This is a genomic window from Runella limosa DSM 17973 (genome assembly GCF_000482465.1).
Taxonomy (GTDB): Bacteria; Bacteroidota; Bacteroidia; order Cytophagales; family Spirosomataceae; genus Runella; species Runella limosa.
In genome coordinates, this window is the sequence record NZ_KI519420.1 from 79,528 (window position 1) to 96,792 (window position 17,265).

Genomic DNA, 17,265 nt, shown 5'->3' on the forward strand with positions numbered 1-17,265 from the left:
TTCTTCCCTGTCTAACGTATGATTTTCAATTTCTTCAAAATTGCCCTTCGTAGCCTCAGACGTCATGCACTGTACGGAAGCATTAACATCGTTGGGCTGTCGATAGGACTAGCCGCTTGTGCTTTGATGGCAATTTATGTTCGTCATGAGTTAAGCTACGACGTTTTTCACCAAAAAGCCCAGCGGATTGTGCGGGTTACGTCTCATTTAAAGACCCCCGAAGCCCCGATGGAGCTGGCCAATACGCCTAATATCTTGGCTCCTTTTTTGAACCGAAACTATCCTGAAATAGAAAAAGCCGTTCGGTTTCAGTCGATGGCTGCTACGTTTAGCCAAGGCACTAAATTATACAACGAGTCAGACGTGTATTATGCCGATGCCTCGGTTTTTGACGTGTTTACCTTTCCGTTGGTAGCAGGAGATGCCCGTCAAGCCCTGACCCAGCCCCAAACCGTTGTACTTACGGAGACATTGGCCAAAAAATACTTTGGTACTACCGATGTTTTGGGAAAAACCGTACAAATCAACAAGCAGCCTTATCAAATTACGGGTGTGATGGCGGAGTTACCGACCAATACCGATTTAAAAATCAAAGCACTTCTTTCTCACGATTTTGACAAGGGAAGCTCTTGGCTCAACGACCTTTCTGCTTACACGTTTGTTTTATTCCGTGGAATGCCCGATAACGCCGCTTTTGAGAAAAAAATGGCCAACATCAGTCGGCGTTACATTCAGCCAGAATTGACGAAAATGGATTCGGAAGACTATTCGCTGGAGTTTCGAGCGGAGGCGCTGACCGACGTCCATTACAGCCAAGGCAAGTTGGAAGACACCCCCAAAGGCAACAAACAATACGGGTATTTATTTTCTTTTTTGGCCGTGTTTGTTTTAGTCATTGCCTTACTCAATTACATCAGCCTTCTGACGGCTCGAGCGACCGAACGCGCCAAAGAAGTGGGCGTCAGGAAAGCCAACGGGGCTTTGCGTTCTCAATTGATTTGGCAGTTTTTGTTTGAATCACTGCTGATTAGTAGTTTCTCGGTCGTGATTGGCCTGGTGCTTTTGCAGATTGCGATTCCTTTGATGAACGATTTGCTCCAAACTCAATTTCAAATTACGGGTATTGAACTGGGGATATGGGCGGCCGTTGGGCTGGTTATCACCACCTTGCTCGGAGGGTTGTACCCTGCTTTTGTGCTCTCGGCTTTTCGTCCTGCGGAGGCGCTGCGCGGAGGGGTTCATCAAACGAGTGGCGGTTTTCAACTGCGGCAAACAATCACCGTTTTTCAGTTTATGCTGGCCGTTGGGATGATTGCGGGCGTGTTGGTGATGTACAAACAAATGGATTTCTTGCAAAACCATTCGTTGGGTTTTAACAAAAATAAGGTATTGACGATACAACTCCCCGCCGATTCGCTGTCTCAGATGAAAGGGTACGCGCTGGCGGCTAGTTTGAAAAAATATCCCACTATTTCCAACATCACGGCGGGTTCTGGGTTTGAACCTGCGTCGTTGGCTTCGACCGATTTTACTGTCAATGGCAAAGCAAGAGAGGTGATGACCCTGTTCCTTTTTGTTGATGATCATTATCTTCCCACGCTTGAACTTACATTAGCACAAGGCCGCAATTTTTCGTCTGCCCATCCTTCGGACAAACGAAGCGGTTTTATTGTCAATGAGGCTTTTGTAAAAATGAGCGGTTGGAAACAGCCGATTGGGCAACCAATAGAAGGAGTAAATAAAAAAGGAACGGTGATTGGGGTGGTCAAAAACTTCCATTTTAAATCGTTGCACAATTTGGTAGAGCCCTTAGCGATGGTTTGGAACGATAACCCACCCAATACGCTGATGCTCAAAACCAGCCCCGAACAACTGCCTTTGCTCCGAGCCGTTTGGCAAAAGCACTATCCTTTTGAGCCGTTTGAGTATTCATTTTTGGATAATACCCTCGAAAAAGAATACCAGAAAGACCGCCTGACGATGACGTTGTTCAATGCCTTTGCGTTCCTCACGATTTTTGTGTCGTGCTTGGGGTTGTTTAGTTTGGTCACTTTTTCGACCGAACTACGCACCAAAGAAATTGGCATCCGAAAAGTGTTGGGGGCATCTGTGGTGGGTATTTTAACGCTTTTGTCCAAAGACTTTTTAAAATTGGTGGCCTTGGCCATTGTGATTGCCTCACCGTTGGCTTACTATGCCTTAAATCGCTGGTTGGAGTCGTTTGCTTATCACATTACCATCAGTGGGTGGACGTTTGTGTGGGTAAGCCTGATTGCCATCGTCATTGCGTTGGTCACCATTAGCTTTCAATCGGTCAAAGCCGCCTTGGTAAATCCTGTAAAATCGTTAAAATCCGAATAATTTATGGTACGAAATTACCTCAAAATTGCTTGGCGTAGCCTGAAAGCCAACAAACTATTCTCGGCACTCAACATCCTTGGGTTGGCACTCGGAATTGTATGTTTTCTGACGTTGTCGTTGTTTGTTCTTGACGAATTAAACTATGATACGTTTCATACAAATGCCAATCGACTGTATCGCGTGTACGTTCATTCGGATATAAACGGACAGGAAACCAACAATGCCAAGTCGGCACCGCCGTTGGGAGCAGCTTTGCTCAAAGACATTCCCGAAGTAGTATCTTATACCCGCATTGGGTATTTTGGACAACACGTGCTGAGGTATAACGATAAAACCTTCCGCGAGGGGGCAATCTATACCGCCGATTCGACTTATTTTTCCCTGTTTTCTTTCCCGTTCGTTTATGGAGATGCTAAAACGGCATTGAGTGGCCCCAACCAAGTAGTTTTGACAGAAACCGCAGCGGCCAAGTATTTTGGGACGGAAAATCCCGTTGGGAAAACGCTACAGGTGGACGGTAACTCTTCGTATTTGGTGACGGGAGTTATGAAAGATTTTCCTAAAAAATCGCATTTCCGCTGTGATTTTTTGCTCTCGATGGCCACCTATTCCAAAGAAATAAACAACGATTATTGGCTTGGGCTTGATTATACTACCTATGTTTTGTTGAAAGAAGGAGTCAGTGCGCCACAGTTTGAGGCTAAGTTAAAGCAGCTTGTTTCTAGTTACGTAAAACCGCAAGCCGAAAAGCTTTTGGGGATTCCGTTTGCTCACTTTTTGGCGCGTGGAAATGCCTATGAATTTAAAGCCCAACCGCTGACTTCTATTTATTTGTACTCCAAAACAGACTACGGCATCGACAGCAATACGGAATGGGGGGCAGTGGAGATTGGAGATAGTACGTATGTCTATATTTTTGGAGTGGTGGCGTTGTTCATCTTGCTGATTGCAGTTATCAATTTTATGAATCTTTCGACGGCACGGTCGGAAAAACGAGCCAAAGAAGTAGGTATCAAAAAGACGCTTGGCTCCAATCGCAGCGCTATTATGCAGCAATTTTTTGCCGAGTCGATACTGATTGCTTTTTTTGCGGTAGGTTTGGCGTTGGTCTTTCTGCAACTGGCTTTGCCTCAGTTCAATCAATTAACAAATCGACAATTATCATTGGGCTTGGCAGACAACGTCTATATCATTCCTGGGCTGGTTCTTTTCACGTTGATTGTAGGAGGATTGGCGGGAAGTTATCCTGCATTTTTCTTGTCATCGTTTAAACCGATTGATATATTTCTAAAAACAACCCTAAAGCGTAAAATCGGATTTCGGAGTGCGTTGGTAGTAGTTCAATTTTCGATTTCGGCGGCGTTGATTATTGGGATGATTGTGGTTAAAAGCCAACTTAACCATATTCAAGAACAAAATTTAGGTTTTGCTAAAGAACATTTATTGTCGATTGATAATGCCAATGCGCTTGGCAAGCAAATACCCGCGTTTAAACAAGAACTCCTAAAGAATCCGCACATCGAAGCTGTGGCCAATAGTTCCCTGATGTTTTCGTCTGGAATTCCTGGGCAAGGTTTCCTATTTGATAAAAAAGCGACAACCGACCCTGTCCTATTTCAAGTATTGGATATTGACACCGATTTTTTCACCACTTTCGGATTACAATTAAAAGAGGGTCGGTTTTTCTCTGACGATTTTCCTACCGATAGTTCGGCGATTATCATTAATGAGTCAGCTCTCAGGGAGTTACCTACGCGTTCGGTGCTCAATAAAACATTGACGGTCATCAATGACAAAAATGAAAGAGAGACATTTACCATTGTGGGGGTGGTCAAGGATTTTAACTACGAATCGCTGCACCGCGAAATTCGTCCGTTGGCGTTTCATTTGAGTGCTGTTCGGCAGGCGAGTAGTCTTCTGACACTGCGACTTCGCGGGGGAAATCCTGCGGCGGCTTTGGCTCATTTGGAAAAAACATGGAAGCGATTTGCCAAAGGAGAAACCTGTCGTTATGGTTTTGTGGATGAAAATCTGGAACGCCTTTACGAAACCGAACGAAAAGTGAACATCATCGCGACCTTGTTTTCGGCATTGGCGATTTTTATTGCTTGTTTGGGCCTATTTGGTTTAGCCGTGCTCATCGCGGAACAAAAAACGAAAGAAATTGGGATTCGTAAGGTGTTAGGCGCGTCGTTGACGGAGCTTCTTTTTACTGTTTCAAAACCTTTTCTTGGATGGATTTTCTTGGCCAACCTCATTGCTTGTCCGATTACTTATTTTGTCATGAACAACTGGTTACAACACTTTGCGTACCGCATCGAAGTAAGTTGGTGGATGTTTGTGGTGGCAGGATTGGCCACGCTCTGTATTGCATTGGTGACGGTTGGTTCGCAAAGTATCAAAGCCGCCTTGGTAAATCCTGTAAAATCGTTGAAATCGGAATAAATCGACGTCGTGTAGAGACGTTGCATGCAACGTCTCTACCATTGCAATACCGCATCTAATACCGCACCATCGTTGCATTGCAACGATGCTACAGCCCTGTCCATAAACGAACTGATTTTGTCCGTTTATGGACATTTTTGTTTCCTTTAATTTGGTGTAAAAAATTGATTTACAGTGAATTGTGTTTCTGGTATGGCATTTGGGAATAAGAGGGTAAACCTGAACATCCCATGCTACAGAACTACCTCAAAATCGCTTTTCGGAACCTAGCCCGAAACAAAGTGTATAGTTTTATCAACATCACTGGCTTGGCGATGGGTATCGCGGCTTTTGTGTTGATTTTGCAGTACGTAAGTCACGAAAAGAGTTTTAACCAGTTTCATGTCAATGCACCTTCCATGTATCGTTTGCTCAACGAAGATGTAAAAGGTGGCATGTGGGGTGAGGTAGAACCAGGCTGGGCTACGCGCGCCAAACAACGCTTCCCCGAAATCAAGAATTATTGTCGTTTTGCGGATGGAATGGCGCAAGGCATCGTGCGGCGTGAAGGTGCTAAAACCGAAGCATTTCGCGAAACCAACATCAGCTACGCCGAAGGTAATTTTTTCTCGTTTTTCAATTTTCCACTTACCGCAGGTGCTCCCAAAGCATTGGAAAAGTCAAACGTAGTGTTTTTGTCGGCCTCTTATGCCAAAAAATATTTCGGTACCGAAAATCCTTTGGGAAAAGTGTTGATGCTTTCCAATCAATTTGACACCAACCCTTTTACCGTAGAGGGAGTCTATGCCGATATGCCTACCAACTCAGACATTCGGTATGACATGGTGTTTTCGTTGGAAACCTTGCGTAACCCCGCCAACTTGCACGGGAACGATTGGGCTAATTTAGAAAATATTGATAACCAGTATATTAATACATTCTTTCAACTCAACGGAAAGGCGAATCCTGTAACGTTTGAGAAAAAACTAACAGCCCTAAGAAACGAACTCAGTAAAGAAAACGACGGCGTAAAGTTTCGTCTTGTACCTCTCAAAAACGTGCATTTGGCGGCTTCATTGAACGATACTTACCTTACTCAAGGTAATTTAAAATACGTTTATATGTTGGGCGGAATTGCGTTTTTGATTTTGGTCATTGGTTGGTTCAACTACGTCAATCTCTCCACGGCTCAGTCGCTCAAACGTGCCAACGAAGTAGGTGTTCGGAAAGTGGTAGGCGCAACGCAAAGCCATTTGGTGCGGCAGTTTTTGGGCGAATCGCTGTTGGTGAATCTCCTAAGTTTTGGATTGGCTTTGCTAATCGTAGTCTTACTTCAGCCATTTTTTAATGAACTTATCGGGACGCCGTTGTCTTTTGCCTCTTTAAGCGCTACGTCGGTGTCGGCATGGGGGCTGGGTATTTTGCTCTTTGGCTCCTTACTTTCGGGAGGTTATACGGCTTTTTTGCTCTCCAGTTATAACCCTATCAAAACCCTGAAAGGGCAGTTGGCTAAAACGTCGGGTGGAGGACTACTTCGAAAATCGCTGGTGGTGTTTCAATTTGCTATTTCGGTGTGTTTGGTTGTTACAACGCTGGTTATTTATCGTCAGCTACACCACATGCAAACGCAGAGTTTGGGACTAAATCCGCAGCAATTGCTGGTGGTTCGTGGGCCAGAAGTGGGCAAAGACGCCACCTACAAAGTACGCCAAACCACGTTTCAGAATGAACTTACGCAACAAACGTTTGTGAAAGACTACGCCACTTCAGGAAGCGTGCCGAGCGGTTGGTACAATTTTGCGACCTCAGGCTTTACCCAACCCAAATCTAAGCCAGGCGACGAACTCATTTCGTATTCGTTTGCCATCATTGGCGACCGTTTTCTGAAAACTTACCAAATCGACCTCAAAGCGGGGCGAAGCTTTACGCCTGCCGAATGTGATGTGGATTGGAACCAAAACAGCAAGGTTTTGCTCAATGAACGAGCGGTAGAGTTATTGGGATTTGCGAACGCAGAAGAAGCCCTCCGCACCAAAATCAAGTGGGATGAGCGTTATTTGGACGTAATCGGAGTGGTGAAAAACTACCATCATACAGGATTGAAAAGGTCTATTGATCCTATCATTTTTTATCCCCAAAACAACAGCACCTATTTCACCATTCGGTTGACCGCCGACCGTATGCCCGAAAAAATCGCGGCTTTGGATAAATTGTATAAAACCTATTTCCCAGGCAATCCGTTTGACTACTCTTTTGTCGATGATAATTACAACAAACTTTATGTTTCTGAACAACAGTACAGCCGTATTTTCACAACGGCGTCGTTGTGGGCGATTTTTATCGCTTGTTTAGGCTTGTTTGGCTTGGCTACGTTCACCGTCGAATCGCGCACCAAAGAAATCGGTATTCGCAAAGTACTAGGAGCTTCGGTGTTTGGAATCATGGCGTTATTGTCCAAAGACTTCCTCAAGTTGGTGCTTATTGCGATTCTGATTGCATCGCCGATTGCGTGGTATTTGACTGAACAATGGCTGAAAGATTTTGCCTCTCGCATTACCGTTTCGTGGTGGTTGTTTGCGGCGGCGGGTATGTTGGCCATCGGAATTGCGTGCTTGACGGTAGGTTTTCAGTCGGTAAAAGCGGCGCTGATGAATCCTGTGAAATCATTAAAAACAGAATAATCTATACCTCACCTGAAATAAAAAAACAATGCTCATAAGTTATTTTAAAACAGCCATTCGTGCTTTAAAACGTAATTGGAGTTACTCTGTCATCAATGTCTTAGGTCTGACCTTGGGTTTGGCTTGTTGCGTGGTCTTGTTTGTGGCAGTTCGGTATGAACTAAGTTTCGATCGTCACCATCGTCATGCTGACCGTATTTATCGAATGCTTGGTGTTTCTAAAAGTTCTCCCGAAACGCCAAACACTGGAATTACCTTCCCTGCATTGGCAGCACTACGAAACGATTTTCCCGAATTGAAACATCAATTGACGATGGTAAGCCGTGTGAGAAGAGCGGTTGTATCGGTAGGAGGCACTTCTGCTATGGAGAAAAAACGATTTCAGGAGCCTGATGGAGTAATTACATTTGCCGAACCCGAATACTTCAATCTCTTTGATTATGAATGGAAAAAAGGTAGCCCGCAGTCGCTCACTAACCCGAATACGGTGGTGCTCTCGGAGCGAATGGCGCGTAAGTATTTTGGGGATACTGACCCAATGGGCAAAACAATTCGGGTAGATAACCAGATGGATTTTGTGGTGACGGGTATTGTGCAAGCGCCACCTGCTACCAGTAGTTTTCCCTTCGATGTCTTTCTGACCCATGCTTCTGTGGTAGCGTTTGGAAACACTTCTCCCATCGAAGACTGGAAATCAAGCTATGGTGGGGCGCAGATTTACTTGTTGTTGCCTCCATCGCTTACTTTGGCTCGAATGGAAAGCCAATTGGTTAGTTTCGTGAAAAAATACCATTCTCCAGAGGATGTCAAGAAGTTTAAGTATGCTTTACAACCACTGACCGATATTCACTTCGCAACCAATACCACTAATTTTGCTCGACGTAGTGTGAGCATCGAAATGATTTGGGCGATGGCCCTGATTGGCATTTTTATTTTGGTGACGGCTTGTATCAATTTCGTCAACTTGGCGACCGCCCAGGCAATTCGTCGGGCGCGGGAAGTAGGCGTACGAAAAGTGCTAGGGAGCACTCGCAGTCAGCTGTTACGACAGTTTTTGGGCGAAACGAGCGTGTTGACAACCATTGCCGTGGTGTTGGCTCTTTTAGTGGCAGAGCTTGCATGGCCTTACGTGGGTGATTTATTAAATATCCCAACAGGGGCTGTAAGCTTATTTAGCCCTGTCATATTGGTCTTTTTGGCAGGACTTGGCGTGCTCACCACCGTGCTGGCGGGGTTTTATCCTGCGCTGATTCTGTCGGGTTATCAGCCTATTTTGGCCCTAAAAGGAAAAATGAAAACAACTCGCTCGGCGCATTATTTTACGTTGCGTCGGGGGCTGATTATAGGGCAGTTTGCTGTGTCTCAATTTTTGCTCATTGGTACCATCATTGCCTATTACCAAATGGATTATTTCCGTTCGGCCGATTTGGGCTTTAGTCGCGATGCTATTTTAACCGTAAGGCTTCCTGAAAATGAACTAGGTCAGTTGGAAAATTTACGGGCTAAACTTTCGGGTTTGCCCAGTGTCCAATCGCTTAGTTTTTCGATGACGACGCCTTCTTCGGCGTTCAATTGGAGTACAGGTTTTCGGTTTGAAAACCAAGAGAAAGAACCAGATTATGGTGTCGTAATGCGTCCCGCAGATACTTCTTACATTCGGACGTATGGGTTAAAATTATTGGCAGGACGTAATTACCTTCCCGCTGATACAATTCGAGAACTGATTGTCAACGAAACATTTGTAAAACGCTTAGGCTTTCAGAATCCCGAACAAATCATCGGGAAAAAAATGAAAGTGGCGGGAGAAGATATTGAAAAACAAATTGTAGGGGTAGTAAAAGACTTTAACGTGTTTTCGCTCCGTGATCAGGTAGAACCAAGCGTATTGACGACCCAACGAGGCAATTATACTACCTTAGGAATGAAACTGGCAGGCCAAGAAGGAGGAGTCAAAGGTATTAGTCAATTACTGAAAGAGGTAGAAACCGTGTGGCAAAGTACCTTTCCTGAGTTTGTCTTTTCGTACGAATTTCTGGACGAAGCCCTTGCCAATTTTTACCAAGGTGAAGAACGTAGCTATGCACTTTTTCGCCTTTTGGCAGTGATTGCCCTCTTTATCGGCTGTTTGGGATTATACGGTGTCGTCTCGTTTATGGCCGAATCACGCACCAAGGAAATTGGGATTCGTAAATCATTAGGTGCGACTACGGCGCATATTTTTGGGCTTTTCTCTATTGATTTTGTCAAGCTTGTTGGGATAGCGATGGTCATTAGCTCACCTTTGGGATGGTACGTAATGAAGCAATGGCTGTCCAAATTTGCCTATCGCATTGACATTGAATGGTGGATGTTTGTGCTATCAGGTGTCATCGCTATCGGAATTGCGATACTGACAGTCAGTTACCAAAGCATTCGTGCCGCCCTGGTCAATCCTGTAAAATCATTGAAAACGGAGTAGAGACGTTGCATGCAACGTCTCTACGGAATATATACCAATAACCCTATACACCCATGATACGGAATTACCTCAAAGTTGCCTGGCGCAACCTCACTAAAAACAAAATGTACAGTTTCATCAATATTGGTGGACTGGCTGTGGGCATGGCCGTAGCCATGATGATTGGGCTTTGGGTCAACGACGAATTATCGTTTGATACCTACCACCAAAATTATAAGCGTATCGCGCAGGTCATGCAACACGCCACTTTCAACGGCAAGGTGGGAACCCAAACCTCTAACCCTGCTCAGATGGCGCCTGAGATTCGGGCAAAATACGGGAGTAGTTTCAAACACGTGGTGCAAGCCTCGTGGGAAGGCTCGTACGTGCTGTCATTGGGTGATAATCACGTCACAAAAGAAGGAATTTACTTTGAAGAAGGCGCGCCTGAGATGCTTGGCCTCAAAATGCGGTATGGCACTTACGCAGGGCTAAAAGACCCGTATTCGATTATGCTTTCCGAATCGGTTGCTCAATCGCTCTTTGGCAACCAAAACCCATTGGATAAAACGCTGAAAATCAATCGTACTTACGATGTAAAAGTGACAGGGGTATATGAAGATTTGCCTTACAATACCTCTTTTCGTAACCTAAAAGTGATTATGCCGTGGTCGCTTTGGTTGATAGATAATCCTTGGGTAAAAAAAATGGAAGACCCTTGGGATAGTAATTTTAGTCAAACGTTTGTTCAAGTGGCAGACAACGTATCAATGGAAGCGGCTTCCAAACGCATTAAAAATGTCAAAGCCAACAACCTGGGTAAGGAAGAATTAAAGTATAAATGGGAGGCATTTCTGCACCCAATGAGTAAATGGGCGTTGGAAAGTGAATTTAAAAACGGCGTCAATACGGGGGGAAATATCCGTTACGTTTGGATGTTTGGCATCATTGGAGTGTTTGTGTTGATATTGGCGTGTATCAACTTTATGAACCTAGCCACTGCCCGCAGCGAAAAACGCGCCAAAGAAGTGGGTATTCGTAAAGCGGTCGGTTCGGTTCGGGCACAATTGGTCAATCAGTTCTTCTCGGAGTCATACATGGTGGTGGTATTTGCCTTTGTGTTGGCTCTTTTACTTGTCACGCTGTGTCTTCCCTTTTTCAACGAAGTAGCCGATAAAAAAATAGAACTTCCGTGGGCAAACCCTGTCTTTTGGCTGGTTAGCCTATCGTTTATTTCACTTACGGGCTTATTGGCGGGCAGTTATCCTGCGTTATATTTATCTTCTTTTCAACCATTAAAAGTACTCAAAGGAACGTTTCGAGTGGGTAAATGGGCAGCGATTCCGCGCAAGGCGCTCGTGATGATTCAGTTTACGGTTTCGGTGATTTTGATCATTGGCACCATCATCGTTTACCAACAAATTCAGTATGCCAAAGACCGCCCCATCGGATATGAGCGAAAAGGCTTGATAAGCATGGGAATGGACAAAGAAATACAAGAACATTTTGAAGCATTCAGAGCCGAACTCAAATCGGCAGGAGCCATTGAAGAACTCACGGCGTCCAACAGTCCGCTTACGGGAGTTTGGAACACCAACGGTGGTTTTGACTGGGAAGGCAAAGATCCGAACTTAGGCGTAGATTTTCCCAATAGTCGCGTCACCAAAGAATGGGGCAAAACCGTGGGTTGGAAAATCAAACAAGGCCGCGATTTTTCGAGGGACTTTGCCACCGATTCCGCCGCCTTTATCATCAACGAGTCTGCGGCGAAGTTTTTAGGGTTCAAAGACCCGATTGGCAAAATCTTAAAATGGGGTGGCAAGCCTTACACCATTATTGGGGTAGTGAGCGATATTATGGCCGAGTCGCCGTTTTACCCCGTACGCCCTTCGTTGTACCATACCCGCGACAAGGATTTGTATAACTTAACCATTAAACTCAATCCGACTCAAAGTTCGAGTAAATCCATTGCCACTCTTGAGCGCATCTGGAAAAAATACGTTCAAAACGTGCCTTTCTCGTACGAGTTTATTGACCAACAGTACGGTAATAAGTTCAAAGCCGAAGAGCGTATCGGTACTTTGTCGCTTTATTTTGCGGTGTTAGCCATTTTGATTTCGTGTTTGGGCTTGTTCGGAATGGCGAGCTTCGTGGCCGAACAGCGTACCAAAGAAATCGGCATTCGGAAGGTGTTGGGCGCAAGTGTGCCTAATCTTTGGCAGATGCTTTCGCGCGATTTTGTGGGTTTGGTATTGCTTTCTAGCCTAATTGCCAGCCCGATTGCCTACTACTACCTCAACGATTGGCTCAAAGGGTACGACTACCACGTCGAAATTTCTTGGTGGGTATTTGCCGCCGCAGCGGTGGGGGCGCTGGTTATTACGTTGTTGACCGTCAGCTACCAAACCCTTCGTGCCGCCTTGACCAATCCTGTTAAATCATTGAAATCGGAATAATTATGCTACGAAACTACCTCAAAATCGCCTGGAGAAACCTCCTTAAAAACAAACTATACAGCGTCATCAACGTACTCGGATTGGCCATTGGCCTGTGTTGTTTTTTGTTGATTTCACTGTATGTTGTCGATGAGCTTAGTTATGACCGCTACCTCAAAGACGCTAACCGTATCTACCGTGTTCACTCAGACATCAAATTTGGGGGAACGGAAATGAAAATGGCGCTGAGTTCCGACCCTTTTGGCCCTACGTTGAAAAAAGACTACCCTGAAGTGGAACAATACGTGCGTCTGTTCGCTGAAAACAGTCGTCGATTTATCAGAAAAGGCAACGCATTTTTGGTAGAAAATAACTGCTTCAATGCCGATTCTACTTTTTTTGAAGTGTTTCCATTTAAAATCATCGAGGGCGACGCCAAAACGGCCCTCAACGCCCCTAATACGGTTGTATTAAGTAAGTCAGCGGCGGAGAAGTTTTTTGGTGCGGGTTCTGCGGTGGGAAAAATCCTTACGACAGGGGTCAACAATCCCCAAGAATATAAAGTAACGGCGGTATATGAAGATATTCCCCAAAACTCTCACTTTAGAACGAACGTCATTTTTTCGTTTAAAAACGTGGATTACAGCTTCGGTAACTTCCTAAGCCATAATTTCTACACCTACATCAAACTCAAAGAAGGCGCTGATTACAAACAACTTGAGGGAAAGTTTGACGGTTTGATTAACAAATACATCCTCCCCCAAGCCAAAGCTTTTGTCGATATCAAAAGCATGGATGAGTTCAAAAAAGCGGGAAATTACATTCAGTATTCCCTCATTCCGCTCTTAGATATTCACTTAAAATCGAACAAATTATACGAGTTTGGGGTCAACGGAAACATCGAGTACGTCTATATTTTTTCGATTGTAGCGGTGTTCTTGTTACTCATTGCCTGTATCAACTTTATGAACTTGAGTACGGCTCGTTCGGCCAATCGAGCCAAAGAAGTTGGGATTCGCAAAGTACTAGGCACGGAGCGCAACAGCTTGATTCGTCAGTTTATGGCCGAATCAATCCTGACGAGCTACTTGGCCTTCGGAATCGCGCTGGTGTTGACCACCATATTCCTTCCCTACTTCAATCAAATTGCGGGCAAAGAGTTTACGCCCGCTACCATGTACCAGCCTACCTACTTGCCTTTTTTACTGACATTGCCTCTCGGCGTTGGGGTTTTGGCGGGGTATTACCCTTCCTTTTTCTTGTCGTCGTTTAAGCCAATTGAAGTACTCAAAAGCAAGTTGAATGCTAATTTTAAGCGTTCCAATTTTCGGAATGTTTTGGTGACCTTCCAGTTTGCCACCTCGTTGGTATTGGTTATTTCTACCTTTATTATTTATCGTCAACTCAACTATATACAGCACAAAAACCTCGGTTTTTCGAAAGATCAAGTACTGGTAGTTACGGGAACATCATCATTAGGCGAAAACAACCGCGTCTTTAAGGAAGAAATCAAAAAAATGGCGGGGGTAAAAGCAGGGGCATTTGCGGGGTATTTGCCCGTTGCTAACTCCTCGCGCAGTGATAATACCTACTCTAAAACGGCGATTATCGACGTAAAAAACGGATTTAACATGCAAAACTGGGTCATTGATGAAGAATACATCCCGACGTTGGGTATGGAAATCATCAAGGGGCGCAATTTCTCCAAGGAATTTGGTGCTGATTCTAGTTCCATTATTATTAATGAAGAAACGGCGAAAATGTTAGGATACGATGACCCCGTGGGCAAAAACCTCTACTCGGGTACGGGCAATGCCTCCGAAACAAGTACGCTCACGATTATTGGGGTGGTCAAAAACTTCCACTATTCGTCAATGCGGGAAAATGTGGGTGCGTTGGGTTTCCGATACGGGCGTAGCGGCTGGGATATGGCGTTTAAAGTCAATACCTCAGACCCACAAAAACTCATCAAGCAGATAGAAAGTAAATGGAAGCAGCTATCGACTGGCATGCCTTTCAATTACCATTTCCTTGACGAATCGTTTAACGACATGTATCGCGCCGAGCAGCGGGTCGGCACCATTGCGCTCATTTTTGCCATTTTAACCATTTTCATTGCCTGTTTAGGATTGTTTGGACTGATTACGTACATCGCCGAACAACGCACGAAGGAAATTGGCGTACGTAAAGTGCTTGGAGCGAGCCTTTTGAGTATTGTTGGGTTATTGTCTAAAGACTTTTTAAAGTTGGTAGCGATTGCCTTCTGCATTGCGGCACCGTTGGCGTATTATGCCATGTACGCTTGGTTAGAAGACTTTGCGTTTCGGGCCGAAATCCCGTTGTGGATTTTTGGCGCAGCAGGGGCAGCCACGATGCTGTTAGCCTTCTTGACCGTCAGTTTTCAGTCCATCAAAGCCGCCTTGATGAATCCTGTCAAATCGTTGAAATCGGAGTAATTCCCCGTAGCGACGTTGCATTGCAACGCCGCCACAGTATGCAACGCCGCCACATTCATAACAATTATACCACCATGCTACGCAACTACCTCAAAATCGCTTTTCGGAACCTGTTAAACGACAAAGTGTATAGCAGTATCAACATCCTAGGCTTGGCAATAGGATTTTCGGCATCGGCGTTGATTTTACTTTGGGTCAATGACGAAATGAACTTTGAAAACACCCACGAGCATAAGCACCGAATTTATCAAGCGTGGAATCAGGTCACCGAAAAAGGCAAGACAAGTAGTTGGAACGTCACTCCGCAATCCATGGGGCTTGCGTTGCAAAAAGATTACCCCGAAGTTGAAAAAATGGTACGGGTAGATTGGCCTGATAAGTATTTATTCCAATCAAAAGAAACCAAAATCAAAGGAACTGTCCAGATTGTTGATTCTACCTTTTTGGACATTTTTACCTTCCCATTACTCAAAGGTGATGCCAAAACCTGCCTCAACGCTGTCAACAGTACGGTCATTACGCAGGATTTTGCCAAAAAACTATTTGGAAATACCGACCCAATGGGGCAAATCATTAAACTCAACAACGAAAGCGATTTTGTGGTAACAGGCGTGTTGAAAGACCTTCCTCTTAACACTGATTTTGCCTTCGAATGCCTCGTACCGTGGCGATTTAAGGTAGCCAACAACATGGAAAGTTTGTACTGGGGAAACAACTCAACTACTACCTATGTGTTGCTAAAAACGAATACCGACGCTCAGGCATTTAACCAGAAAATCAAGCATTTACGCAAACGATACGATAAAGAAACGGCCAATTGGGAAACATTCGTTTACCCCTTTGAACGGTTGCGCCTCTACGGAAACTTCAAAAATGGGGTAGAAGAAGGTGGTAAAATCGAACAAGTGCGCAACTTTTCGGTCATTGCCCTCTTGATATTGCTGATTGCGTGTATCAACTTCATGAATTTGAGCACTTCTCGTAGCGAAAAACGCGCCAAGGAAGTAGGGGTCAGAAAGGCATCTGGTGCGAGCCGCTTCTCTCTGATTAAACTGTTTTATTCCGAGTCTATTTTCACCTCATTATTGGCGGGCGTGTTAGCAATCGGCATCATCATGGTCAGCCTTCCCGCTTTCAATCAACTCATTGAATCAAAAATTGTCATTGATTGGCTGGCGCCTCAGTGGATTGCCTGCTCGTCGGCATTCGTCATCGTTACGGGATTGGTAGCAGGTTCATATCCTGCGTTATTCCTTTCGAGTTTTAATCCTTTGCAAGTATTGAAAGGAAGTTATTTCAACATTTCATCCCCAATTACCCCGCGAAAAATACTTGTCGTTTGTCAGTTTGTGTTTTCTGTTTTGCTCATTTCCTGTACCATGATCATCAAGCAACAATTAGATTATGCCCAAAACAGAAAATCAGGTTATGACAAAGCCAACCTAGTATATCATCCCGTAGAGGGCGATATTTCTAAAAATTTTGACCTTATTAAAGCCGACTTGTTGAAAAACGACGTGGCGGTTTCGGTCGTAAAAACATTTTCACCCATCACCGAAACCTGGAGCAACACAGGCGGAATGCAATGGCGCGGCAAAGCCACCGACGACCACAGGAACATTGACCGTTTTGGCGCAGACGACCAAATTGTAAAAACGCTCGGACTGGAGATTGTAGAAGGACGTGACTTCGACTTAAAAGCCTATCCCACCGACTCTTCTGGGGTCATTATTAACGAAACTGCCAAAAAAATGATGGGCTTCAAAAACCCTATTGGTGAAAAAATCACCGACGGGGGTTGGGAGTTTCAGGTGATTGGGGTCGTGAAGGATTTTGTGATGCAATCGCCTTTTCGAGAAATCAATGCGGTCACAATCGCAGGCCCTAAGATGAATTTCTTCAACGCAGTACACGTCAAGTACAATGCGGCCAAACCGATGCGCGAAAATCTAGAAAAAGCAAGGGCTGTTTTCAAGAAATACAACCCCAATTACCCGTTTGAATATCATTTTGTGGATGAAGCCTACAACAAAAAATTTGCGAGTGTAGAACGGTTATCATTCATGGCACAAGGGTTTGCTTTCTTGACCATTTTTATCACTTGCTTAGGCTTGCTTGGTTTGGCCACGTCACTGGCGCAGCAAAAAACCAAGGAAATTGGCATTCGCAAAGTGCTAGGCGCAGGCATAGGCCAAATTGTGCTGTTGATGTCAAAAGGATTTGTTACGCCAGTGCTATTGGCCTTTCTGATTGCGAGTCCGCTGTCGTACTGGATAATGAATAAATGGTTGGAAGAATACACCTACAAAATCACCATCAATCCTTTGGTTTTTGTGTTAGCGGGGCTTGTAACCGTCGTTATTGCCTTGTTTACGGTGAGCTACCAGTCCATCAAAGCCGCCTTGATGAATCCTGTCAAATCGTTGAAATCCGAGTAATTCCCCGTAGCGACGTTGCAATGCAGCGCCGCC

General features: G+C 44.7%; 7 protein-coding genes. All 7 read left to right on the forward strand.

The genetic code is table 11. The annotated features are described in order from the left end of the window. The first annotated feature begins 18 nt into the window (after window positions 1–18). Complete coding sequence (locus tag K339_RS0110285; protein ID WP_028523499.1) at window positions 19–2,361, forward strand: ABC transporter permease; 2,343 nt, start codon at window positions 19–21, stop codon at window positions 2,359–2,361. 3 nt (window positions 2,362–2,364) lie between these two features. Further along, the gene (locus tag K339_RS0110290) at window positions 2,365–4,806 is read left to right on the forward strand and encodes an ABC transporter permease (RefSeq protein ID WP_028523500.1); all 2,442 of its coding nucleotides are present in this window, start codon (window positions 2,365–2,367) and stop codon (window positions 4,804–4,806) included. Between the two features lie 230 nt (window positions 4,807–5,036). Next, window positions 5,037–7,466: an ABC transporter permease gene (locus K339_RS0110295; protein WP_028523501.1), complete on the forward strand. Its 2,430-nt coding sequence runs from the start codon at window positions 5,037–5,039 to the stop codon at window positions 7,464–7,466. A 28-nt stretch (window positions 7,467–7,494) separates the two neighbouring features. Continuing rightward, window positions 7,495–9,924: an ABC transporter permease gene (locus K339_RS0110300; RefSeq protein ID WP_028523502.1), complete on the forward strand. Its 2,430-nt coding sequence runs from the start codon at window positions 7,495–7,497 to the stop codon at window positions 9,922–9,924. Between the two features lie 53 nt (window positions 9,925–9,977). Further along, complete coding sequence (locus K339_RS0110305) at window positions 9,978–12,359, forward strand: ABC transporter permease (protein ID WP_028523503.1); 2,382 nt, start codon at window positions 9,978–9,980, stop codon at window positions 12,357–12,359. A 2-nt stretch (window positions 12,360–12,361) separates the two neighbouring features. Continuing rightward, window positions 12,362–14,794 carry an ABC transporter permease gene (locus K339_RS0110310; RefSeq protein WP_028523504.1) on the forward strand — a complete coding sequence of 811 codons (2,433 nt, stop codon included), beginning with the start codon at window positions 12,362–12,364 and terminating at the stop codon, window positions 14,792–14,794. A 38-nt stretch (window positions 14,795–14,832) separates the two neighbouring features. Next, entirely contained in the window at window positions 14,833–17,232 is a 2,400-nt protein-coding gene (locus K339_RS0110315) for an ABC transporter permease (RefSeq protein WP_229598724.1), read from the forward strand. Window positions 17,233–17,265 lie beyond the last annotated feature (33 nt).